The sequence below is a fragment of the Shewanella inventionis genome, assembly GCF_014641855.1.
In the GTDB taxonomy this organism is placed as follows: domain Bacteria; phylum Pseudomonadota; class Gammaproteobacteria; order Enterobacterales; family Shewanellaceae; genus Shewanella; species Shewanella inventionis.
Genome location: NZ_BMII01000015.1, coordinates 92,440 through 115,538 on the forward strand (window position 1 = coordinate 92,440; position 23,099 = coordinate 115,538).

Consider the following 23,099-nt stretch of genomic DNA (forward strand, 5'->3'; position numbering starts at 1 on the left):
ATACAAACCTCACATTATGCAAAATAAGTTTTTTTAGTAATTTTTTATTCTAATGCAAGCACAGTGCGGTTTTCAGTGGACATATACCATGGTCTAACAAATTTAAACGCTTATTTAAATTGATCTGAGATCCACATTCGCTGTACAGTAATGTCCGCTTAACATGCCGCACTCATAGATAAGAATGACGTAAGGAGAACGGGGTATGGCTGATAATATAGCCAAATTAGAGTTACCAGGAAACGATTCAATCGACCTGCCTATTAAAAAAGGTACTGAAGGTTTTGATGTTATTGACATCAGTACACTTGGGAAAAAAGGGTATTTCACCTTTGATCCAGGTTTTTTAGCGACTGCATCTTGTGAGTCAGCAATTACCTATATCGACGGTGATAAAGGTATTTTGTTACATCGTGGATACCCAATTGAACAGCTAGCCACTGAATCAACTTATTTAGATTTATGCTACTTGCTCCTTTACGGTGATTTGCCATCGAAAGCTGAATATGAACAATTTGTTGCCACGGTGAAAGAACACACTATGGTTCACGAGCAAATTGCCTTCTTCTTCAGAGGCTTCCGTCGTGATGCACACCCAATGGCAATGCTTTGTGGTGTGACCGGTGCACTTTCTGCTTTCTATCAAGACTCTCTTGATGTGAACAATCCAAAGCATCGCGAAATTGCAGCTTACCGCCTAGTGTCGAAAATGCCGACCATCGCAGCGATGTGCTACAAATATTCAATGGGTCAACCTTTTGTTTACCCACGCAACGATTTAAGTTATGCGGGTAACTTCCTGTCGATGATGTTTGCGACGCCTTGTGAACCATACAAAGTTAATCCAGTGGTTGAACAAGCCATGGAACGTATTTTTGTATTACACGCAGATCACGAGCAAAATGCATCAACATCTACAGTTCGTTTAGCTGGCTCTTCAGGTGCTAATCCATTTGCATGTATCGCAGCAGGTATTGCTTCGTTATGGGGACCTGCTCATGGCGGTGCTAACGAAGCGTGTCTGCAGATGCTAGAAGAAATCGGCAGCGTTGATCGCATTCCTGAGTTCATCGAGAAAGCGAAAGACAAAAATGATCCATTCCGCCTAATGGGCTTTGGTCACCGTGTTTATAAAAACTTCGACCCTCGCGCTAAAGTCATGCGTGAAACCTGTCATGAAGTCCTTAAAGAACTGAAAGTGGTTGATCCATTATTAGATGTAGCAATGGAACTTGAGCGTATTGCACTTGAAGATGAGTACTTCATCTCTAAGAAGCTATACCCTAACGTTGACTTCTACTCTGGTATCATCATGAAAGCCATTGGTATCCCTACCAGCATGTTTACAGTGCTATTTGCATTGTCACGTACTGTTGGTTGGATTTCTCACTGGAAAGAAATGTTAGATCAACCAGGCCATAAAATCAGCCGTCCTCGTCAGTTATACACTGGTGAGTCTTCGCGTGATTTTGTGAGCGTTGATAAGCGTTAATCTCCTGATTAACCAAACTAAAAAAGCGCCGAAAGGCGCTTTTTTGTTGTGTAAAATTAACTGGTGTTTACAATGCAGCAGAGGAAAAATGCTTGCTAGCACTTAGCACTCAACACCAAGCGCTTAACGTAATGACCGCTAAATCGAATGCATAACATGGCTAATAGCAGCAAGCTAAAGTACAGATCAACAGAACCACCACTGTAATTGCTGCTGTGCTCAACCTTCGCAATCTTCTCTTCTTTCACCCTCACTTTAAATCGAGCAAGTTCATCATCGAGATTTTTGCTCATATCACTGACAGCAATATTGAACCCCTCCATCGATTTTTCAGTCATGGTTTCATCAATACCAATAGCTGTGGTGCGTTTTTCGAGTTTGCTGATCCCTGGTGCCCTAAATAGCATTTTACGACTTTTAATATCAAATACTGCGGTATCAACAAACGTTTGAATGGTATTTTCGTTACCCGGTATCACATACATACCCACAATGGTCCAATACAAGAGTGCCGCGTTATTTTCAACCGATTGTGTAACCTGATCGTACGACACTAACGCGATAATATCGATATCATATAAACGCCCTACTTGTTCAAGTGTTGTGAACCCCTCGCCACCCGCTAAATATGAGCTAGGAATAACCTCAATATGATCAATATAGTCATATTTAACAAATGCGCTTTTAACCTTATCAAGTAACTCATATTGATCTTTATTATGGATACCATCATGTTGCCATCCAGACGAAGGCACAAATGCAATACCCACTTTAACAGGCAAAGTCAGCACAGGGATTTCTTCACTGTGTATTGCTCGCTGCTCTTTTTTAGGATACAAAAAGTCTGTCAAACTACTTGATACTGACTGCTTACCTGTTTGCTGACTCACTAACATACTGCAAGAAGACAATAACAATGCCGCTGTTACTGTGCACAACCATATTGCTGCTCTCATTAATATTCCCTTTTATTAAGATCAATTGTTATCCACATCAAACACCCGTCTACCAATTCAACGATTAAATGATCACGAATCACACCAAATTGTAATTATTCTCACTAATTTAACATTGTCAATTTCGCCAACACAGTAAGTCATACCACATAACTCTTTGTAATTTAATACTTATAAATTTTGGCACACTTAGTGCTACACCCAGTTAATTAACATTAGTTACAAATGATAACGTGACGTTTACCAATAAAGGCATAACATATTTTTAAACCGTCATTAACTAAAAAATATAACACTGGCAGGTATCCAATGGATAGGTTTAACAGCATGAAAAAACTCATCATCCCCTTCGTTTGTATCACGGCACTCAGCGCATGTGGCGGCGAAGAAGAAAAGAGTAAACAGGAAGAAAAGTTTGCTATACCCGTTGAAACAACAGTCGTTCAAACCGGCAATGTATCCTCATTTTACAGTACCACTGCAACACTTGAAGCCCCCGAAGAATCACACGTGATGAGCCGTATCTCAGGCATTGTAGAAGTCATTAATGTAGAAGAAGGCGACAGAGTGACTAAAGGACAAGTACTGGCGGTAATTGATGCTAAGCGCCAACGATATGACTTTAATCGCTCAGAAGCTGAAGTACAAATCATTGAGCAAGAACTCAATCGTTTAAATAAAATGAGTAATAAAGAGTTTATTAGCCAAGATGCATTAGCAAAACTTGAATTCAACCTTCAAGCCGCTAAAGCGCAACGCGACTTAGCGCAATTACAAGTCAAAGAAAGTCAGATCACCTCACCTATTGACGGTGTAATCGCAGCGCGCCATATCAAAGTGGGTAATATGGCTAAAGAATTTCAAGAACTCTTTTATGTGGTTAATCAAGATCAGCTCCACGGTATTTTACATTTGCCAGAACAAGAACTGACCAGCTTACGCATTGGTCAACATGCCAGTATTTCTCAACAACATCCAACAGCAAACAACACGATAATCGATGCCACGGTTTTGCGGATTAGCCCGATTGTCGATCCGCAAAGTGGCACATTTAAAGTAACCTTAGCGGTACCCAATCAAAATGCAGCCTTAAAAGCGGGTATGTTTACCCGCGTAGAATTGAAATATGACACCCATCAAAATGTGTTAACCGTGCCCTATAATGCACTGATAAACCAAGATAATACTCAAGCATTATATGTTATCAAAGACACAACAGCCGAGCGACGTGAAGTTAGCTTAGGCTACCGTGAAAACAATACCGTTGAAATTTTGTCTGGCGTTAGTGCTGGCGAGCAAATTGTTATTCGTGGCCAACAAAACCTTAAAGATCAGTCTTTGGTTGAGATAATTACACCACTTAACTTTGCTGCAATTAGATAACGGAGCAAGAACATGTCGATGATAAATACTTCAGTGAACCGTCCGGTCACTGTGTGGATGTTCATGCTTGCAGTAATGCTTTTTGGAATGGTGGGCTTTTCACGCCTAGCTGTAAAATTATTACCCGACTTAAGCTACCCTAGCGTGACCATTCGTACCGCATACGATGGCGCAGCACCGGTTGAAATTGAACAGCTTGTGTCTAAACCCATAGAAGAAGCCGTTGGCGTCGTCAAAGGCTTACGTAAAATCAGCTCGATTTCACGATCAGGTATGTCTGATGTAGTGCTTGAGTTTGAATGGGGCACAAACATGGACATGGCAAGCCTAGAAGTGCGCGAAAAAATCGACACCATTGAGCTGCCCTTAGACATTAATAAACCCCTGTTATTGCGCTTTAACCCTAATTTAGATCCTATTATGCGCTTAGCGTTTTCTGTCCCTAATGCCGACGCAGAACAATTAAAACAAATGCGTACCTTTGCTGATGAAGAACTTAAACGTCGTCTTGAAGCATTATCTGGTGTTGCGGCAGTGCGATTATCAGGAGGGCTAGAACAAGAAGTCCACATTGAGCTCAATCAGCAAAAACTCAGTCAATTAAATCTTAATGCCGACCAAATAAAACGTCGCATAAATGAAGAAAATATCAATTTATCTGCGGGTAAAGTGATTCAAGGCGACAAAGAATATTTAGTTAGAACCTTAAATCAATTCAACTCACTGGACGAGCTTGGCCAAGTCATCGTTTATCGTCACGGACAAACTCTCGTAAGGCTAGCTGACATTGCAACCATATCAGATGCTTACAAAGAGCGCAGTGACATTACGCGTATCGGTGAAATGGAGTCGATTGAACTTGCCATTTATAAAGAAGGTGATGCCAATACCGTTGCCGTGGCTAAAAAGTTACTCGCAGAACTGGCTAACATTAATCAGGCCGGCAATGAACATCAATTAAAAGTAATTTACGATCAATCTGAATTTATTGAGAGTGCCGTTAATGAAGTCACCTCTGCCGCCTTGTTTGGTAGCTTATTGGCAATGATGGTGATTTACCTCTTTTTACGCGACATTATCGCCACCCTCATTATTTCAATCTCCATTCCATTCTCAGTTATTGCAACCTTTAATATGATGTATTTTGCTGATATTAGTTTAAACATCATGTCACTGGGCGGCATTGCACTGGCCATCGGCTTGTTAGTTGATAATGCCATTGTGGTTTTAGAGAACATAGACCGTTACAAAGCACAAGGAATGAGCAAAATTGAGGCCGCAGTTACAGGCTGTAAAGAGGTATCAGGCGCCATTTTTGCCTCAACGTTAACCACATTAGCCGTGTTTTTACCGTTAGTGTTTGTTGATGGAATAGCTGGTGCACTGTTTGCCGACCAAGCGTTAACCGTCACCTTTGCTCTACTTGCCTCACTGTTTGTTGCTTTAACCGCCATCCCCATGTTGGCATCACGCAATGGGTTTACTAGCTTGCCTCAGCCACTTACAGCTAATGTTGTAACAAAACCAACCAGCCTAAAAGGCAAAACAGGTTACTACGCCCTGGCGATAGTACAATTTCCATTTAAGTTACTGTTTAGCTATATCCCAGCAGGCCTACTCACCGCAGTTATCGTTATCAGCAGATGTGTCAGTAGCGTAATGGGATTAATATTAAGGCCAATTTGTGCAGGTTTTAATGCAGTTTATCGCATAGTTGAGTCATTTTATTACCGCATTTTACGTCATGCGCTGCGCCATCAAGTGTTCACTGTGGTTGTCGCGTTGATAATGACATTGGCTGCTAGCAGTTTATTGCCTAGGCTTGGTATGGAGCTCATTCCCCCCATGAATCAGGGTGAGTTTTATGTAGAAATACTATTACCACCAGGTACCGAAGTTAGCGAGACAGACGCTGTTCTTCAACAGCTCGCATTATCAATTAACGATCGCGACGATGTAAAACACGCATACAGCCAGGCTGGTAGCGGCGGCTTAATGACATCAGACACAGCAAGAGGTGGCGAAAACTGGGGGCGATTACAAGTGGTATTGGCTGATCACTTAGCCTTTGATGCCGTTAGCCAGGTGCTTCGTAAAACAGCCCGTAGCATTCCAGCGCTTGAAGCACAAATAGAGCATCCTGAATTATTTAGTTTTAAAACGCCGATAGAAATTGAGCTCTCAGGTTATGACTTAACGTTACTTAAACTAAGTGCTGATCAACTGGTTAAAGCATTGGCAGCAAATGACCGCTTTAGCGATATCAATACTTCACTGCGCGATGGTCAACCCGAAATCAGTATTCATTTTGATCATGAGCGTTTAGCCGCTCTTGGCATGGATGCACCAACGGTTGCAAATCGTATCGCTCAACGTGTTGGCGGTACCGTTGCAAGTCAGTTCACGGTGCGAGACCGTAAAGTCGATATTTTAGTACGAAGTGAACTCGCTGAGCGGGATCAAATTAGTGACATAGAGTCCTTGATTATTAATCCTGACAGCAGCCAACCTATCCCCCTTAATGCCATTGCAAAAGTAAATTTACAAATCGGGCCTTCAGCCATTAACCGAATTAGCCAACAACGCGTGGCGATTGTGTCATCTAATTTAGCTTATGGCGATATTGCTGAGGCAGTACTTGAGGCCAATAACATCCTCGCTAAACAGCAACTACCTGGCTCAATTCAAGCTCGTTTTGGCGGTCAAAATGAAGAAATGGAACACTCTTTTGATTCATTAAAAATCGCTTTAGTGCTGGCTATCTTTTTAGTTTACTTGGTGATGGCCAGTCAGTTTGAATCCTTATTACATCCGCTGTTAATACTCATAGCAGTACCCATGGCGGTTGCAGGTAGTATTGTTGGTTTATTTATCACTGGCACTCACTTAAGTGTGGTGGTGTTTATTGGACTTATCATGCTCGCCGGTATTGTTGTCAACAATGCCATTGTATTAGTTGATCGCATCAATCAACTTCGCCGTGAAGGCGTAGATAAATTGACAGCCATTAATGATGCAGCCCAATCTCGCTTACGCCCCATTTTGATGACAACCTTAACAACAACATTGGGGTTATTACCCATGGCGATTGGCATGGGTGATGGCAGTGAAGTGCGCGCGCCGATGGCTATCACCGTTATTTTCGGCTTAAGTATTTCAACCATGTTAACTCTTGTTGTGATCCCTGCGCTTTACGCATTATTTGACCGTAAACAATACAATGCGCCAGTTGAGTTCGACAATATGGAGTCAACAATATGAATATCACCCAACTGGCAATAAAACGCCCAGTCACCACGAGCATGTTTTTTATCGCCATTTTGTTATTTGGTATGGCGGCAAGCCGAATGTTGCCACTAGAGATGTTTCCGGGCATTGATATTCCACAAATCGTTGTCAATGTGCCTTATAAAGGCTCAAGCCCTGCAGAGGTCGAACGCGATATTACCAAAGTTCTTGAGGAGTCATTGGCCACAATGAGCGGCATAGAAGAAGTACGCTCAGACTCAACCCAAGACGGCGCCTTTATACAACTGAATATGAAATGGGGTGAAGATGTCGCAACCAAAAGCCTAGAAGCCCGTGAAAAAATAGATTCTGTAAGGCATATGCTGCCTAAAGATGTTGAGCGAGTGTTTATTCAACAGTTTTCTACTGCTGATATGCCGGTGCTAACCATTCGTATATCGAGCGAGAGAGAGCTGTCTAACGCATTTGATTTACTTGATAAACAGCTACGTAAACCGCTTGAACGGGTCGATGGTGTATCTAAAGTTACCCTCTATGGCGTTGAACAAAAACAAATTGAAATACGGCTAAATGCCGATAAATTAGCCGCGTCAGGTATAAACAGCCAGGCACTTCGTAGTCGGTTGTTAGCTGAAAATTTTGTCATCAGTGCGGGCACCATTCGCACAAATGCCCAAGTTTACCAAGTAACCCCAAAAGGAGAATTTACCAGTCTCGACGACATAAACACCTTAGTGATAGTTCCTGGTATTCATTTGCAAGACATCGCAACGGTCAGTTATGCGTTACCTGAAAAAATAGAAGGCAGACATTTAGATCAAAAATACGCAGTCGGTATTGATGTGTTTAAAGAGTCTGGCGCCAACCTAGTTGAAGTCTCAGACCGAGTGCTTAACGTTATCGAGCTCGTTAAACAAGATCAGCAATTTCAAGGGATAAAGTTATTTATTATGGAGGACCAAGCCTTTGGCGTTAAATCCTCACTAAAAGATCTCTTATTGTCTGGGTTAATCGGCGCATTGTTATCGTTTGGGGTTTTGTTTCTGTTTTTACGAAACCTAAAAATGACTTTAGTCGTGGTGTCGTCTGTGCCCATTTCGCTGTGTATGACCTTTGCAGGCATGTACATATTAGGCTATAGCCTCAATATTTTATCTATGATGGGGCTACTACTGGCTGTTGGAATGCTAATTGATAATGCCGTAGTAGTCACTGAAAGCGTATTGCAAGAAAAACAAGCGGCCAATATTGACGACACCTGCCAAATAAAGGCAAATCAACAAGCCGTGTTAAGCGGTGTTGAAAAAGTGTCTTTAGCGGTATTGGCTGGAACACTAACAACGGCCATTGTGTTTTTACCTAATATATTTGGGGTAAAAGTGCAGCTCACTATCTTTTTAGAGCATGTTGCTGTGGCTATTTGTATTTCGTTAGCGGCCTCTTTATTAGTTGCCAAAACACTTATTCCACTCATGCTTAATCATTTTCATTTTGAGGTTGAACCAGCCAATCACAACACCCGTCTTGGGCTATTTTATCAACGTAGCTTAACCTGGGTATTAACCCGTCCTAAACGTTCGGGTGTAATCGCGATCGCCTTATTAGTGTCTACAGCGTTACCATTGAGTTTAGTTAAACAAGATCAAGGTGACGGCGAAGGTAACGATAGGCTCTACATTAATTATCAACTTGAAGGCCGCCATAATTTAGCCGTAACTGAAGCCATGATTAACAGCATGGAAGACTATTTATACGCTAATAAAGACACGTTTTACATTGATGCTGTTTACAGTTATTACGCGCCACACGATGCACAATCAACCATTCTATTAAAAAAAGATATTCCTATCGAAATGAGTGAGTTGAAAAAAATGATCCGTGAAGGATTTCCTAAGTTTTCAATTGCCACACCACAATTTGGCTGGGGTAATGAAAGCAGTGGAATACGAGTCACACTCACTGGGCGCTCAACCACTGAGCTTATTCGGATCAGTGAGCAAGTGGTTCCACTACTGAACAACATTAAAGGCCTAGTTGATGTACGCTCTGAGGTTAACGGCGCACAGCAAGAAGTCATCATAGTGATAGACCGAGAAATAGCTGCACGTTTAGATCTTACCCTAAATGATATTGCCACCAACATTGCCATCGCACTTCGCGGGTCACCATTGCGCTCATTTAGACATGATCCCAGCGGTGAACTGCGCATTGAATTAGCCTATGACAAGCACTGGCAACAGTCACTGGAAAAACTCAAACAGCTGCCGATTATTCGTCAAGGTGACAGAGTGTTTACTCTCGACAGTTTAGCCCAGGTCTCTGTGGTGCCTCGTTTTGACACAATAAGACATTTTAATCGCCAGACAGCGCTATCGATTGGCGCTAATTTAGACGACTTTACCACCGAAGAAGCACAAGAAAAAATTACCCAGGTAATGGACTCTGTGAATTTCCCTTACGGTTACGGCTATTCGCTTCGTGGCGGTTTTGAACGTCAAGATGAAGACCAATCAATAATGGCAGTGAATATGATTTTAGCCATCGCAATGATTTACATCGTCATGGCTGCGTTATTTGAATCACTACTTCTGCCCACAGCAATCATTACATCAATAATGTTTTCAATCACTGGAGTATTTTGGGCGTTGTGGCTGACTGGCACCCCAATGTCGGTGATGGCGATGATTGGCATCTTGATTTTAATGGGCATAGTGGTGAATAACGGCATTGTTTTGGTTGATCAAATAAACCAAATGACACCGGAATTAGACAAACTAAGCGACACGATTATTAGTGTGTGTATCACTCGCTTGCGCCCCGTATTGATGACGGTTGCAACCACGGTGTTGGGCTTAGTGCCATTGGCGATGGGAGACACTCAAATTGGTGGAGGTGGTCCACCATACTCCCCAATGGCAATCGCTATTATTGGCGGGTTGACCTTTTCAACGGTAACCAGCTTGTATTTAGTGCCTTTATGTTACCAAGCATTATATTTAATCCGTCATCGTGCGGCTATTCGATTAGGATTAGCCAACAATTTTGCCCAAAAACTGTTACCTTGGACCTAACAATGAAAATAACAACAAGTTTGCAACCTAAAAGTGATCATACAAACCTAAATATCAGTATTAACAGGTAGTGTATCGCAGATATTACTGCGCAAATAAAGGGACACACATGAAACAGAGATTTTACACTCCATTGATTGGGTTAAGCATATTGGCTCTGAGTAGCAATCTTATGGCAGATAACAGCATGAGCGATGTTAACATCACCTCAAAAAAGCTTGCTGACAATACTTACATGTTTATGGGCGCAGGCGGCAATATTGGTGTATCGGCAGGCAGTGATGGCATATTAATTATTGATGACCAATTTGCGCCACTGGCTGATAAAATTTTAGCTGCGTTAAACGATATACAAGCTGGCACCCCGAAATACATCGTTAATACCCATTATCATGGTGATCACACTGGCGGTAATGCGCATTTTGGCGCCACTGGCACCATTTTAGCTCATCACAATGTATTAAAACGCTTAAAAGAAGACACCAAAACCCCAAAATCTGCCTTACCGGTTATCACCTATGCAGAACACATCTCTATTCATTTTAATCACGACACACTTGAAGTTGTACACCTTGGCCCTGGGCATACCGATGGCGACAGTGTGGTAATATGGAAAAAAGCCAATATTGTTCATATGGGAGATTTGTATTTTAAAGACCGATTTCCATACATAGATCTCAATGGCGGTGGTTCAGTAATGGGGTATCGCGATAATGTCAGTGCGATTTTAGATAAACTAGACAACAAGACCAAAGTTATTCCTGGCCATGGCGAGCTTGCCACTCGTAACGAGTTATTAAAATTTAAACATATGCTCGATGACAGCATTAATTGGATGCGAGGCGAAATCGAAAAAGGGAATGACCTTGCAGCAATCAAGCAAATGGGCGTGCCCAAAGAATATAAAGACTGGGAATGGAACTTTATCTCTGCTGATAAATGGATAGAAACGCTTTATCAAGACTTAAGCACAAAAACGTAAAACAAAAAATAGCTTGCTCATCAGCAAGCTTTTTTATTTAAGCTAGGCATTACACAAAAGCGCATTAAAAACCAATTAAGTACCTTAACTCTTAGCGATATCGTTATAGGCCATAGCGACGCCACCTGCTATGTGAAAACAGCTAGCATACAAAACGCGGCAATCGCCCTACTGACTCTATATCGCAGACATAAAAAAACGCCTCAAAGGACGTTTTTAAATAAAGCAATTCTCAGTATTATTCAGCAACCCAAGGTGTTGCACGATTTTCTAGCAATACCGGAATACCTTCTGTAATTGGGTAGGCTAATTTATCAAATTTACAAATTAGTTGTTGTTGCGCTTTGTCATATTCCAGCTTACCTTTACACACAGGGCAAGCTACAATTTCGAGTAATTTTTTATCAAATGCCATAAGACAGTCCTTTTTTAGTTTGAGCCACTTGTTGTAATCGGCTCAACAATGCTTGATCAAATTCTGGGGTAAGCTTCGCATTAACCGGTAAATACCACCAGTGACTTTGAGCGAAATCGCGACATTTAACCGCATCTTTTTCTGTCATCACTAATGGGTGTACCTTAGACAAACTATTGAGTTCTGACGCTGAAAAAGCTTGGTGGTCTGTAAATTCAACAGTATTAGCTAATTGATAGCCTAATTGAGAAAGAGTATTAAAAAAACGTTGTGGATTACCGATAGCCGCCATCGCAACTATGGGATTATCTATGTTAAACATCTCGCTTAATGGATTATTTAGATTCACTAAAAGAGCAGGTATTAAGCTCATTAAAATTTCATTTGGGTAGGCTGGGCCGCCATTATTTATCACAAAATCGACACTGTCTAAACGCCAAAGCCCTTCACGTAATGGCCCTGCTGGAAGCAAGCACTGATTACCGTATCGGCGCTGCCCATCGAGCAATGCGATTTCAATATCTCGTGCTAATGCATAATGCTGTAGGCCATCATCACTAATAATCACATCAACATTAGATTGCGCCAATAACATGTTTGCAGCGTCGACTCGCCTTGGTCCAACAACCATAGGGACCTGCGTTCTCGCCATAATCATTGCCGGTTCATCACCTACATCACAGGCTTTAGCCCCAGAGCTAACCAAAACACAGCCCTTGATATCAACACCATAGCCTCGGCTGATCACGCCAGGGTTATAGCCTTGACGGCGTAAAAGCTCAATTAAATAAATCACTGTAGGCGTTTTACCACTGCCACCAGCGGTTATATTACCTACAACAATCACGGGTACGGGTAATACTTCAGCAGATTGAATACCAAGACGAAACAAGGTCCGCCTAAACATAGAAATCCCACTAAATAACCAAGAAAAAGGCAATAAAAGCCATTTAGCCCAATGGTTTTTATACCAAATTCGATGGATAAGTTGCTGCATCACCCTGACCTTACTGGCTAAACTGCATCTTATACAAATTGGCGTAAATGCCTTTTTGCTCAATCAAGTCACTGTGATTACCGCGCTCAACAATTTGACCTTGGTCAATAACCAAAATTTCATCAGCGCTTTCAATGGTTGATAAACGGTGAGCAATAACAATCGAGGTACGGTTGTGACGTAAATTATCTAAGCCTTTTTGAATGGCTTTTTCAGACTCAGTATCTAATGCTGAGGTTGCCTCATCTAAAATAAGTACTGGCGCATCTCGCAGCATGGCTCTGGCAATGGCAATCCGCTGACGCTGACCACCAGACAATAACACTCCGTTTTCACCGACTTGTGTTTCTAATCCTTCGGGCAAAGTGTTAATAAACTCCATGGCATAGGCAAGTTCGGCGGCTTTCACAATTTGCTCGCGAGTGACTTCACCAGGATAAGCATAAGCAATGTTGTTAGCGATGGTGTCATTAAATAAGGTCACTTGTTGCGATACGAGCGCAACTTGATTACGTAATGATTTTAACTGGTAGTCGTAAATACTGGTGTCATCGAGGGTGATATCACCGTGACTTAAGCCACCATAAAAGCGAGTAATAAGGCTCGCAATTGTTGACTTACCCGAACCAGAACGGCCAACTAACGCAACCGTTTTACCAGGCTGAACTTCAAAGTTAATCCCATTTAATGCAAGTTTATCTTGTTCTGGGTAGGCAAACGTCACGTTATCAAAACGTAATTTCCCTTGAACACGATCAACTGAAAAAGCACCATTATCCGGTTCTGGCGCGGTATCTAACAATTCAAAAACAGTAGTACAGGCTGCAATACCACGCTGAAACTCAGCGTTTACTCGAGTTAAGTTTTTAATCGGTTGCAAGGTGGCAAGCATCGCCCCCAAAATGGCGGCAAAAGTCCCTGCTGTTAAATCAGTTTTCATGCTGTCCCAGGTGGCAGCATACAATACAAATGCCAACGCAAACGAACCAATCACCATGATTAATGGTTGGCTAACCGACTGAGCGACAGCTAATTTCATGTTTTGATATCGGTTACGATCATTGACTTTAAAAAAGCGATCAACTTCGGTTTTTTGGCCTCCAAATACCAACACATTTTTATGGCCTTTAATCATTTGCTCAGTGGTTGCTGTCACGCCGCCCATTGCAGCCTGGATCTGCTTAGACACCTTACGAAAACGGCGGGAAACCACACTGATCACGACACCAATAATTGGCCCAATCACTAAAATGCACAGCGACAGTTTCCATGAGTAATAAAACATAATGGCTAACATGCCTACCGCAGTCATACTATCGCGAACGATTGAAATCAGCGCACTGCCCGACGCACGTGCAATTTGTTCTGTGTCAAACGTTACCCGTGAAATCAAATTACCGCTGTTTTCTCTATCGATATAACTCACAGGTAATCGTAAATAATGTTCAAACACTTGCTGGCGCATAACCATAATCAGCTGCGCACTAATATAAGACACACAATAAGTCGACACAAAGTTAGCAAATCCACGCAAGGTAAACATTAATACAACCACTATCGGCGCCATGAACATAATGTCATTGTCTGCATTAAATCCACCATGAGTGGGCACATCTACCCCAGATACAACCGCTGGCGTCTGACTAAAACCTTCATCAATAAACGGTTTTATAAACGCAATAAACGCGGCATCTACGGCACCATAAGTCAGTAACGCAAGTACAGCCATAACAAACATGGTTTTCATCGGGGCAACATAGGTCATAAGACGTTTAAAAACGACCCACATTTCATTTTTTTCATTCGAAGTTGATGCTGACATTGAATCCAATACTTAACTAGCAAACATAAGCCGTATTCTACTCTGCTTTAGTTGTCTCACCAAATTTAAACAATTGATTGTACCAAAATGGCGCCAAATCTTGTCTGTAAGTGGCTATTTTGTAGCCTCTTTCTGTAAATGTAAGACTTATTTGCCCTACATAGCCCGTTTGCAACGTTAGTACATTGCGCTGATGATAACGGGCCATTACATCCGCTTTAGGAAAACCATATTGATTTGCAAACCCTGCATTCACAATGGCCAAACTCGGGTTAACCGCCTCAATAAATGCCTCTGTTGAAGAGGTTCGACTCCCATGGTGTGGCACCAGCAATATATCCGCAGTAATATTGTTGTCAGATTGCAGTAGAGATAGCTCACGTGGCGCTTCAATATCGCCGGTTAATAACACCCGAGTGAGTCCGTCTGTGACGCTCATAACACATGAGTTATTATTATCATTTGCCTTGATCAAAGGGTTAGCCATCAATTGAATGTCAACATTTAACCAGCGCATATTACCACTGCAGGGCTGCAACATGGCATTTTGAGAATGGGGTGTATCACTAAAATCAGCAATTAACTGACTAGATTTAAATGCCTGTAATAGCACAGATAAGCCACCCACATGGTCGTTATCATCATGACTTACCACAATATAATCTATTTGAGAAATCCCTCTTGCTGTTAAAAATGGCACAATGGCCCTCTTAGCATAACTAAATTCACCATATGCAGCACCCGTGTCATAAATAAAACCATGCCGTCCTTGCTGCATAACAATTGCTGTTCCTTGAGCAACATCTAACACATGCATTTGCCACAATCCTGCATACTCTTGATTTAACAAGCCACGTTGCTGCCACGCTGCAATAGCTTGAAAACCAACAGGTAAACATAAAATCATTAAGCAAAAACGAATAATCCGTTTATCTACAACACTGTGTAATCGTAAATGTATGGCTAATATGGCTATCAGCATAAACAACAGTGCTGCCAACGCCTGCTCAGATATAGGCAACAAGGCCCAAGGCAGGTGATCACTTAAGTGCAATAGCTTATCAAAAGGGATGAGGCTGAAATTAGCCAAGGTAAATAGCGTTGCGCCAACCGATGTAACTACATGCAGATCCGTGCCTAAAAAAGCGAACACTGTAAAACAAAGCAGCCACAAACAAAAACACAGCATAGTTAAAGGGATGGCGACAAGGCTAAACCAGGGCACAAACAATAAGTTCAGCCAAATACTGTGTGGTGTCACCATGCCAAATAACACCGCTTGCAAGCCACCTAAACCAATCGCCAAACGCCATTGAATTGACCACAAAATTTTAATGCCTTGCCACAAAGCCAAACGCATAGCACGCCCTGTTGTCATACATTTTTGCCAAACACCATTTGTAGAATGTGCAGCTAATGGAGTTGCTGGTTTATTCGATATTGGCTGCGGCGTTACAGCAAGGAGAATGATTGCCAAGGCAAGAAAAGACAACCACAGACCTGCACCTAACGTGGCGACAGGGTCAATCAATAACACAAAAAATAACGCATAGAGTAACCTATCCCAACTATGACTAAATTGTTTAACCAGGCTAAAAATAACCAGCAATAACATCATCAACAACGCCCGTTGCGTCGCAATGGCAAAACCCGACAAATAGCCATAACCTAGAGTGATAAGCGCAGCGACGAGCATAATAACCTGCACTCTCAACCGGTGTTGCTTTGGTGCAAGCGCACGGGTGCCTAACATTAACAAACCATAAAAAAGGCCAAACACCACCGACAAATGCAAACCTGAAATCGCCACAAGATGACCTGAGCCTGTTTGACGTAGTTGCTGCCATCGCGCGTCATCGAGTGCGCTTTTATCGCCAAATATTAACGCCTGTAAAATGTCACCATGAGATAAGCGTTGCAAAATCGGTAACGTCACCTCCATTATTTTTTGTCTTATTGAAGTCCCTTCATTCAGTATTTCAGCCCGTTTAACTCGACCTTTAGCAATAATATGCTGACTAATATAGTGCTTTTGTTGATTAAATCCGCCTTGATTTTGAATGCTGCTAATGCCTTTCATCCGTGCAGTAAATTGCCAAATTTGCCCTGGTTCAATTTTCGCTGGCTTTTGCCAAGTTAATCGGTAATATCGCTGCACGTTGGCTAACGCAGCGGCTTCAAAAAAAGTTCGATTTTGTGTTTGTGGTATAACCCTCACATCAAAACTTATCCAGTCGCTGTTTTGGCTCACAAGTGCTACTATCTGCGCCGTGAATTGAATTTGTTGTGGCTTTTCAGCATTTTGGTGCAAAAATAAACATTGAACAAACGCACTTAGCCACACAATAGCCAACAGGCAACCCGCTATAAACGGGCCTTTTTTAAGACACAACAACGCCAAAAAACATAAAATAGGCAGATACCCAATAGGAACAAGCGATGGCCATAACATCGCTGACAGTGAGCAGGCACAAAAGCCATAGATAAATTGATTCATAGTGAATGAGTTAAGACATTAATTAACAAATATGCCAAAAAAAATAATCAAAAAGTTTATGCCCAAGCCAGAAATACTCCGTGAACATAAATACTTACGGATATTTGGTACCTTATTACACAAACCAAATTTATGGGCACTTAACCGAAAATCGGCTCCCGGTGCATTCGCAGTTGGCTTATTTGTGGCATTTATCCCAATCCCATTTCAAATGGTTGTGGCAGCAGGGTTTGCTATTTTATTTAATGTTAATATTCCTGTGGCAGTTGCGCTGGTTTGGATAACAAACCCGTTTACCATGCCCATTATCTTTTACGGCGCCTATTTAATTGGTGCAAAAATTCTTGGACAAAAGCCACAAGCATTTCAATTTGAAGCAACTTGGGCATGGATTGAAGCCTCACTGTCAACAATTGGCCCACCATTTCTTGTTGGTAGTTTAGTGCTTAGCATCGTGTCGGCATTAATAGGCTATTTAGTGATCAAAAGTATGTGGCGCTATTCGATTTTGTTTAAATGGCAAAAACGTAAAGGCGAATAATTCTCGCAGCGTGTTGAAAAAGCAACAAAAAGGCCACTCTCTGTGGCCTTTTTGTTGTCAGTACATCGTTAGTCATTTTGTTGATTTAAATTTTGCGCCATATGTTTTGCTAACCGGGTAAAGTCTGCAATATCTTGCTCTGTTAATCCGCTTTTCATGATTTCATTAACGCGCTGCTCTGCAACGCTTAATTGCTTAACCACATCAATCCCCTCTGAGCTAATACCCAAGTAATAACTGCGTTTATCTGTTGGATTGTCGAGTTTAGTTACATACCCAAGGCCAATGAGTTCTTTAATCAATCTTGCTAACTGTGCCTTATCTATTAAGGTTTTTTGCACAATATCATTTGCGGTAACGTGATTATTGTTAAATGAAATCATTTTAAGAACCCGCATATGCAACGGCGTTAGCTGCAAATCATTACTGTCAATGGCCTGGCGTAATGAACGCTTTATACTGTGTAATAAATTAAACAGCGGCTCTTTTATATTTTCTGACACAAAACTTCCTTAGTGCAATCTCAGCGAGCAAAAACAGCTGAACACACAATATAGTTGACTTAATCAACAAACTCAAATATAGTAGATATTATCATCTAAATTACTTCTTCATGCAACTTCAATATAGGCAATCTTTATGCATTCCCTTAAAACAAATAAACCGTCCGTAAGAGTGACTCACATTAGTGATATTATTGATATCAGCCCATATTTACGTCGTGTTGTATTAGGTGGTGAGCAATTGGTTGACTTCCCCGACAATCAACAAGGTGCTTATGTCAAAGTGTTAATCCCTAATGCTGGCGACATTGAACTTAATACTCAAATAAGTGGCCCTAATGCCGCGATTAAACGTTCATATACCATTAGAGATTTTGACGCAGAGCAAGGCCTACTGAGTCTTGATTTTGTAATAAACAAACATCGCGGCCCTGCCACTGATTGGGTTAGCAGCGCACAAATTGGTGACATGGTTGCCATTGCCGGGCCAGGACCTTTAAAAATGACTCAGTTTGATGCTAGCCACTATGTATTACTTGGTGACTCAACGTCAATCAATGCTGTTAATGCAGTAATTGATCGCATACCAGCAACTGCAAGTGGCAATGTGATCATGATAATTCACAGTGAGCATGAAAAAGCCCTTCTCACAATACCTGCTCACCTTAACGTTGATTGGCTAATATTAACCCCTTCAATCACTGAGACACAGCAAGATCAATGGTTACAAGAAAAGGTTAGCCAACTAGACAATATTTCCTCAGACACGCAGGTATTTATCGGCTTAGAAGCCTCACAAGTTCGCTTGATTAAACAGCATTTTCTCGACCAGCGTCAATTGCCTCTACGGGCAATCAGTGCAACAGGATATTGGAAACGGGGAACAGACGCCGACACTTTTGGCCAGCAAAAAAAGCTTGAACCGTTATAATCGTTGGCTGATGTTCAGATAAAGCGTTCGATAACTCCAAACGAATAAATGCAGAGCAAGTAAGAGTGTAAAACTGATTGCAAAAAACAACAGTGCAATTGAATTAACCGTTTTAGGCTGGTCGGCAAACCCAAACCACCAAATTGGCCATGTTAGTAAACTCAGTACAGTTAACTGCACCATACAGCGTTTACAACGGCCAATTTTTTGCCTAAAAACCGACTCATTACATTGCTCACATGCCATAGCCTATTTGCATTCCTTATCGGCCCGCTAACGCCGTAGCTGGGGCAATTTTAGTCGCTTTCCACGCGGGATAAATCGTGGCGAGTAAGCTCATCACTAATCCCATGATCAGCACCACTATCACATCTTGGCTATGTAATTCAGAGGGTAAAAAGTCAATAAAATAAATATCAGACGCCAACAACTGAAAACCAAAAAGTTGCTCAATCCCCTTAGCAATAGCACTGAGGTTATAAGCCAAAACAACCCCCAACACACCGCCAATAGTGCACCCCATGATCCCGTTTAATGCCCCTTGTAAAATAAAAATGGTCATTACAGCAGCACGGCCTAATCCCATGGTCATCAAAATGGCGATTTCTGACGCTTTATCACGTACCGCCATCACTAATGTGGACACAATATTAAAGCAAGCAACGCCGATCACCAGCGCTAATACCAGGTACATCACCAACCGCACTAACTGAATGTCTTGATATACATGCCCTTGCGAGCGAGTCCAATCATTAATGTACAAATATTGCTCTTGAGCAAACCCTAAATCACGCACTACGGCCGCGGCATTTAGCACATCGGCGACTTCGATACGCACGCCACTGACACCTGTGCCCAAGCCTAAAATATCAGCTAGGTATTCAATAGGAACATAAGCCTGTGTTGACTCAATTTCGCCACCAACATCATAAACACCAGACACCACAAAACGATGACTTTTAGCCGACGTCAGTTGACTGTTATTGGCATCAGGTGTGTACATGGCTAGCGTATCGCCCACTTTAAGCTCAAGCTTATTCAACAAGCTTCGCCCTAATACCACATTGTTTTGTTTGCCTTGCAAAGACTGCCAGGCCTTTGCAGGCATATACTGTTGAATGCTCGACACATCAGCTTCGTAATTAATATCAATCCCGCTCACCACTATGCCCTGAAAACCGCCTGGTTTTTGCACCAAGCCCTGCAAACGAATAAAAGGAGCGACACCAGTAATTTGTGGCAAATTTTGCGCACTATTAGCAATAACATGCCAATCTGCAATAGGCTCATTCACGCCCACCAGCTCACCATGAGAGGCGACACCCAACAAACGCTGCTGCAACTCCCTTTCAAAGCCATTCATGGTCGACAACAATACAATCAATACACTGACACCCAAGGCAATACCTGCAGTAGATGCAAATGAAATAAACCCAATAAAACTGTTTGACTGCTTAGCTCTAAAAAATCGCCAGCCTATTGTTAACGGCAACCACTTACTCATTGATTTGTCCTGTGGCCTGTTTAACCGTTTGTAACAAACCATCTTTCATGGTCAATTGACGATCCATTTTTGCGGCTAAACTGTGGTCATGGGTTACCACAACAAATGCCGTGTCGAACTGATGTGCCAGTTCGCGGATCATCGCATAAACATTAGCAGCGCTGCTGGCATCTAAGTTCCCCGTTGGCTCGTCGGCAAGCACCAATTTAGGCTTATTGATTAAGGCTCTTGCTATCGCCACACGTTGACGCTCACCGCCAGACAATTGAGCAGGAATATGATTAACTCGGTGCCCTAACCCTACGCGTTCAAGTAGCTTATGTGCATCGGCTAAAGTTTGCTTTTTATCTTTGCCTTGAATAAATGCCGGCATGGCGACATTTTCTAGCGCGGTAAATTCTGGCAATAAATGATGGAATTGATAAATAAACCCTAAATCTTGATTGCGCACCTGGGCCTGGCGAGCGGCAGAGAGTTGATACAAATCCTCACCATCAAGTAACACAGTGCCAGAACTGGGTGTATCTAAGGTGCCCATAATGTGTAGTAAGGTACTTTTACCTGAGCCAGAACTTCCCACAATGGCTAATTGCTCACCTTTATAAACCGTAATATCAACACCAGACAACACTTGTGTGGTCACTTCACCGTCATGATATTGTTTACTGACATGATTAACTTGTAATAACGGGGTTTGTGTTTGACTCATCATTCGTATCTCAAAGCAGTAGCGGGTTGAACCCTAGCAGCAGAAAGCGCAGGGTAAAGAGTGGCAAGTAAGGTAATTAATAACGAGCCAACAATAATTACACTCAATTGGGTCATAGATAAGGCAACAGGCAAGGATTGCCCTGCGCCTAAAATAGAAATACCCAGCCCAGACAATATCGTGTTTAAATTAAGGGTTAGCCCAATACCCACAATGGTTCCTAATATTAATCCTAGTAACGCATTTAGCAGCCCTTGCACAATAAAAATGGTCATAACCGACGACGTCGACACACCTTGGGTTTTTAATACTGCGACATCGGTGGTTTTATCAATTACCATCATCACTAAGGCTGAAACCATGTTAAAAGCGGCGACAGCCACAATTAAGCTCAGCATTAAAGACATCATGTTTTTTTCCATGTTCACGGCAGAAAACAAATGACCATAGTCTTGACGCCAATCACTGGTTTTAATCTCAACGCCTTGTTGAGCAAAATAGGCCACCATCAATGGCGCAATCTGTGGCGCCGTAAAAGGATCGTTCAAATACACTCTTAGTTCATCGATGCTTTGGCTGTTTTTACGCATCAGTTTTCGGGCATCTTGGTAATGGACATACGCCACACTCGCATCAACCTGTGAACCCATTTCAAACACACCTGCAACGGTAAATTTACGCTGACTAGGCACAGGTCCCATAGGGGAATACACAACCCCGTCACCACTGAGTAAACGTATTCTATCACCGGTGTTCACATCAAGTTTACGCGCCAGTTCACTCCCAAGCACAATAAAATAGTCACCTGCAGTTAACTGCTCAAACGCATTAGAGTATGTATGAGAGGCAATACTTGATAGCGCCTGCTCAAGCTCAGGGTAAACCCCATAGACTTGTACCGCACTGATATTTTTACTTGACTGGATCATCGCCTGTGTCGTGGTACTTGGCACCACACCACGAACATTTTGCTTTAAGTGACCATCGGCCAATACCCGTTCGCTAAGTGATTGCCAATCATTAAAACCAGTCTCGTTAATTAATGTAAGCTGAGGCACAGCACCTAAAATGCGGTTTTTTAATTGGCCTTCTAAGCCATTCATCACCGAGCTCACCACAATTAATGCTGCAACGCCTAAAAAAATACCTGAAACCGCAAAAAAGGTAATAAAAGACGCAAAAGCATTAGCCTTTCGAGCACGCCAGTAACGATAACCGATAAAAAACGAAAATCCGAAATTCATAAAAAAATACTAATCCTATGCGCTAATCACAGCGTATTAGTCTGACAAACAAGCAAATTGTGGGCATGAAACCAACAAGCCTATGCGTATGACTTGCTAAATCATTAAGTTGGGCACGATAATAGGGTTATTAGAGTGATAAATAAAGAGGCAAACCTTGATACCTGACAGCAATTCTTATTTTAGTGTGCCTCATAGCTTTAATGCTTACTTATCATTATGGGATGCAAGTAAAGGTTTGCCGAGCGAAGATGAGCTCAAAGACATGCAATCTGTTGGCTTAAAATTGTTAACTGAGGTCAAAAGTCTCGAAGCCAGCTGCTTACTGCAATTACGTAATTTAGATAATGACGCCAAAGCGGTAGTTGATTTTTTAAAACTGCAATCACGCAAAGTCGACTTAGTACTACAACATGTACTCGAAAAAGAAGTACAAGAAGGCAAACACGTTAAAGGCAACCAATTTGGTGGCAGTGGTATCAACATCACCAGCTCATTTGAACTCACCCCAGGGCAATACTACAAAACCCATATTTATTTGCACGCAGAAGTCGTCGCCTTATTATGCATTTGCCAAGTCATGCAGTGCCATCAAATTCCCCAGGATGATGACAGTGCGCCACAGTGGCAATGTGAACTTGAATTTAGCCAAATTCTTGAAGACGATATCGAACAGCTCGTCAAAGCCAGCTTAGCCGTACAACAAAAAATGCTTAAAAAGCGTAAACAACATATTGATAAGCAACGACGTTAACCTCATGCGTTTCAATACAAATTGACTGCAAACGGAACTGAAAAAGATT

18 protein-coding genes are annotated in these 23,099 nt (G+C 42.0%); 8 read left to right on the forward strand and 10 right to left on the reverse strand.

What is annotated here, in order from left to right; genetic code table 11:
• The first annotated feature begins 205 nt into the window (after positions 1-205).
• On the forward strand, positions 206-1,492 hold the full coding sequence (locus IEW93_RS10340) for a citrate synthase (protein WP_188739251.1): 1,287 nt from the start codon (positions 206-208) through the stop codon (positions 1,490-1,492).
• A gap of 95 nt (positions 1,493-1,587) precedes the next feature.
• On the opposite strand, the gene rhlP is transcribed toward IEW93_RS10340, so the two are convergent.
• A complete protein-coding gene (gene rhlP, locus IEW93_RS10345) occupies positions 1,588-2,448 on the reverse strand; it encodes a rhombotarget lipoprotein (RefSeq protein ID WP_188739252.1) in 861 nt (286 codons plus the stop codon).
• 309 nt (positions 2,449-2,757) lie between these two features.
• On the opposite strand from rhlP, the gene IEW93_RS10350 reads away from it, so the two are divergent.
• The 4 genes from IEW93_RS10350 to IEW93_RS10365 all read left to right on the forward strand — a co-directional run bounded on the left by IEW93_RS10350 (position 2,758) and on the right by IEW93_RS10365 (position 11,133).
• Complete coding sequence (locus IEW93_RS10350) at positions 2,758-3,831, forward strand: efflux RND transporter periplasmic adaptor subunit (protein ID WP_188739253.1); 1,074 nt, start codon at positions 2,758-2,760, stop codon at positions 3,829-3,831.
• A gap of 12 nt (positions 3,832-3,843) precedes the next feature.
• Complete coding sequence (locus IEW93_RS10355; RefSeq protein ID WP_188739254.1) at positions 3,844-7,092, forward strand: efflux RND transporter permease subunit; 3,249 nt, start codon at positions 3,844-3,846, stop codon at positions 7,090-7,092.
• A complete protein-coding gene (locus IEW93_RS10360) occupies positions 7,089-10,151 on the forward strand; it encodes an efflux RND transporter permease subunit (RefSeq protein WP_188739255.1) in 3,063 nt (1,020 codons plus the stop codon). The genes IEW93_RS10355 and IEW93_RS10360 overlap by 4 nt, the downstream gene beginning before the upstream one ends.
• A 109-nt stretch (positions 10,152-10,260) precedes the next feature.
• Entirely contained in the window at positions 10,261-11,133 is an 873-nt protein-coding gene (locus IEW93_RS10365; protein ID WP_188739256.1) for an MBL fold metallo-hydrolase, read from the forward strand.
• A gap of 238 nt (positions 11,134-11,371) precedes the next feature.
• Here the strand turns inward: IEW93_RS10365 and IEW93_RS10370 are convergent, their stop codons facing one another.
• Genes IEW93_RS10370 through IEW93_RS10385 form a run of 4 tightly spaced genes read right to left on the reverse strand, consistent with a single transcriptional unit; the run spans position 11,372 to position 16,864 of the window.
• The gene (locus IEW93_RS10370) at positions 11,372-11,548 is read right to left on the reverse strand and encodes a Trm112 family protein (RefSeq protein ID WP_188739257.1); all 177 of its coding nucleotides are present in this window, start codon (positions 11,546-11,548) and stop codon (positions 11,372-11,374) included.
• Entirely contained in the window at positions 11,538-12,545 is a 1,008-nt protein-coding gene (gene lpxK, locus IEW93_RS10375) for a tetraacyldisaccharide 4'-kinase (protein WP_188739258.1), read from the reverse strand. The genes IEW93_RS10370 and lpxK overlap by 11 nt, the downstream gene beginning before the upstream one ends.
• Before the next feature lie 10 nt (positions 12,546-12,555).
• Positions 12,556-14,367 (reverse strand): lipid A export permease/ATP-binding protein MsbA, encoded by a 1,812-nt coding sequence (msbA, locus tag IEW93_RS10380; protein ID WP_188739259.1) that lies wholly within the window; start codon positions 14,365-14,367, stop codon positions 12,556-12,558.
• A 37-nt stretch (positions 14,368-14,404) separates the two neighbouring features.
• Positions 14,405-16,864 (reverse strand): DNA internalization-related competence protein ComEC/Rec2, encoded by a 2,460-nt coding sequence (locus IEW93_RS10385; RefSeq protein ID WP_308419211.1) that lies wholly within the window; start codon positions 16,862-16,864, stop codon positions 14,405-14,407.
• A 31-nt stretch (positions 16,865-16,895) separates the two neighbouring features.
• Between IEW93_RS10385 and IEW93_RS10390 the strand changes: the two genes are divergently transcribed.
• A complete protein-coding gene (locus tag IEW93_RS10390) occupies positions 16,896-17,405 on the forward strand; it encodes a DUF2062 domain-containing protein (RefSeq protein ID WP_188739261.1) in 510 nt (169 codons plus the stop codon).
• A gap of 68 nt (positions 17,406-17,473) precedes the next feature.
• Here IEW93_RS10390 and IEW93_RS10395 read toward each other — a convergent pair whose 3' ends face one another.
• On the reverse strand, positions 17,474-17,908 hold the full coding sequence (locus tag IEW93_RS10395) for a MarR family winged helix-turn-helix transcriptional regulator (RefSeq protein WP_188739262.1): 435 nt from the start codon (positions 17,906-17,908) through the stop codon (positions 17,474-17,476).
• A gap of 136 nt (positions 17,909-18,044) precedes the next feature.
• Between IEW93_RS10395 and IEW93_RS10400 the strand changes: the two genes are divergently transcribed.
• The gene (locus IEW93_RS10400; RefSeq protein ID WP_188739263.1) at positions 18,045-18,839 is read left to right on the forward strand and encodes a siderophore-interacting protein; all 795 of its coding nucleotides are present in this window, start codon (positions 18,045-18,047) and stop codon (positions 18,837-18,839) included.
• Here IEW93_RS10400 and IEW93_RS10405 read toward each other — a convergent pair.
• The 4 genes from IEW93_RS10405 to IEW93_RS10420 are packed head-to-tail and all read right to left on the reverse strand — an operon-like array spanning position 18,834 to position 22,296.
• On the reverse strand, positions 18,834-19,085 hold the full coding sequence (locus IEW93_RS10405; protein ID WP_188739264.1) for a DUF3624 domain-containing protein: 252 nt from the start codon (positions 19,083-19,085) through the stop codon (positions 18,834-18,836). The genes IEW93_RS10400 and IEW93_RS10405 overlap by 6 nt on opposite strands.
• Positions 19,086-19,101: 16 nt before the next feature.
• A complete protein-coding gene (gene lolE, locus IEW93_RS10410) occupies positions 19,102-20,343 on the reverse strand; it encodes a lipoprotein-releasing ABC transporter permease subunit LolE (RefSeq protein ID WP_188739265.1) in 1,242 nt (413 codons plus the stop codon).
• Positions 20,336-21,052 carry a lipoprotein-releasing ABC transporter ATP-binding protein LolD gene (lolD, locus tag IEW93_RS10415; protein WP_188739280.1) on the reverse strand — a complete coding sequence of 239 codons (717 nt, stop codon included), beginning with the start codon at positions 21,050-21,052 and terminating at the stop codon, positions 20,336-20,338. Before lolD ends, lolE begins: the two co-directional genes overlap by 8 nt.
• Complete coding sequence (locus IEW93_RS10420) at positions 21,052-22,296, reverse strand: lipoprotein-releasing ABC transporter permease subunit (protein WP_188739266.1); 1,245 nt, start codon at positions 22,294-22,296, stop codon at positions 21,052-21,054. Before IEW93_RS10420 ends, lolD begins: the two co-directional genes overlap by 1 nt.
• A 157-nt stretch (positions 22,297-22,453) precedes the next feature.
• Here IEW93_RS10420 and IEW93_RS10425 point away from each other — a divergent pair, with 157 nt between their 5' ends.
• Positions 22,454-23,050 (forward strand): hypothetical protein, encoded by a 597-nt coding sequence (locus IEW93_RS10425; protein WP_188739267.1) that lies wholly within the window; start codon positions 22,454-22,456, stop codon positions 23,048-23,050.
• Positions 23,051-23,099: the final 49 nt, after the last annotated feature.

Excerpts from the sequence above, each read along its gene's own strand:
- IEW93_RS10405 (WP_188739264.1), bottom strand. The coding sequence starts at position 19,085 with ATGGCATGTGAGCAATGTAATGAGTCGGTTTTTAGGCAAAAAATTGGC.
- IEW93_RS10360 (WP_188739255.1), top strand. The coding sequence starts at position 7,089 with ATGAATATCACCCAACTGGCAATAAAACGCCCAGTCACCACGAGCATG.
- IEW93_RS10385 (WP_308419211.1), bottom strand. The coding sequence starts at position 16,864 with ATGAATCAATTTATCTATGGCTTTTGTGCCTGCTCACTGTCAGCGATG.
- IEW93_RS10390 (WP_188739261.1), top strand. The coding sequence starts at position 16,896 with ATGCCAAAAAAAATAATCAAAAAGTTTATGCCCAAGCCAGAAATACTC.
- lpxK (WP_188739258.1), bottom strand. The coding sequence starts at position 12,545 with ATGCAGCAACTTATCCATCGAATTTGGTATAAAAACCATTGGGCTAAA.
- IEW93_RS10355 (WP_188739254.1), top strand. The coding sequence starts at position 3,844 with ATGTCGATGATAAATACTTCAGTGAACCGTCCGGTCACTGTGTGGATG.
- IEW93_RS10420 (WP_188739266.1), bottom strand. The coding sequence starts at position 22,296 with ATGAATTTCGGATTTTCGTTTTTTATCGGTTATCGTTACTGGCGTGCT.
- lolE (WP_188739265.1), bottom strand. The coding sequence starts at position 20,343 with ATGAGTAAGTGGTTGCCGTTAACAATAGGCTGGCGATTTTTTAGAGCT.
- IEW93_RS10365 (WP_188739256.1), top strand. The coding sequence starts at position 10,261 with ATGAAACAGAGATTTTACACTCCATTGATTGGGTTAAGCATATTGGCT.
- lolD (WP_188739280.1), bottom strand. The coding sequence starts at position 21,052 with ATGAGTCAAACACAAACCCCGTTATTACAAGTTAATCATGTCAGTAAA.
- IEW93_RS10340 (WP_188739251.1), top strand. The coding sequence starts at position 206 with ATGGCTGATAATATAGCCAAATTAGAGTTACCAGGAAACGATTCAATC.
- IEW93_RS10400 (WP_188739263.1), top strand. The coding sequence starts at position 18,045 with ATGCATTCCCTTAAAACAAATAAACCGTCCGTAAGAGTGACTCACATT.
- IEW93_RS10370 (WP_188739257.1), bottom strand. The coding sequence starts at position 11,548 with ATGGCATTTGATAAAAAATTACTCGAAATTGTAGCTTGCCCTGTGTGT.
- msbA (WP_188739259.1), bottom strand. The coding sequence starts at position 14,367 with ATGTCAGCATCAACTTCGAATGAAAAAAATGAAATGTGGGTCGTTTTT.
- rhlP (WP_188739252.1), bottom strand. The coding sequence starts at position 2,448 with ATGAGAGCAGCAATATGGTTGTGCACAGTAACAGCGGCATTGTTATTG.
- IEW93_RS10350 (WP_188739253.1), top strand. The coding sequence starts at position 2,758 with ATGGATAGGTTTAACAGCATGAAAAAACTCATCATCCCCTTCGTTTGT.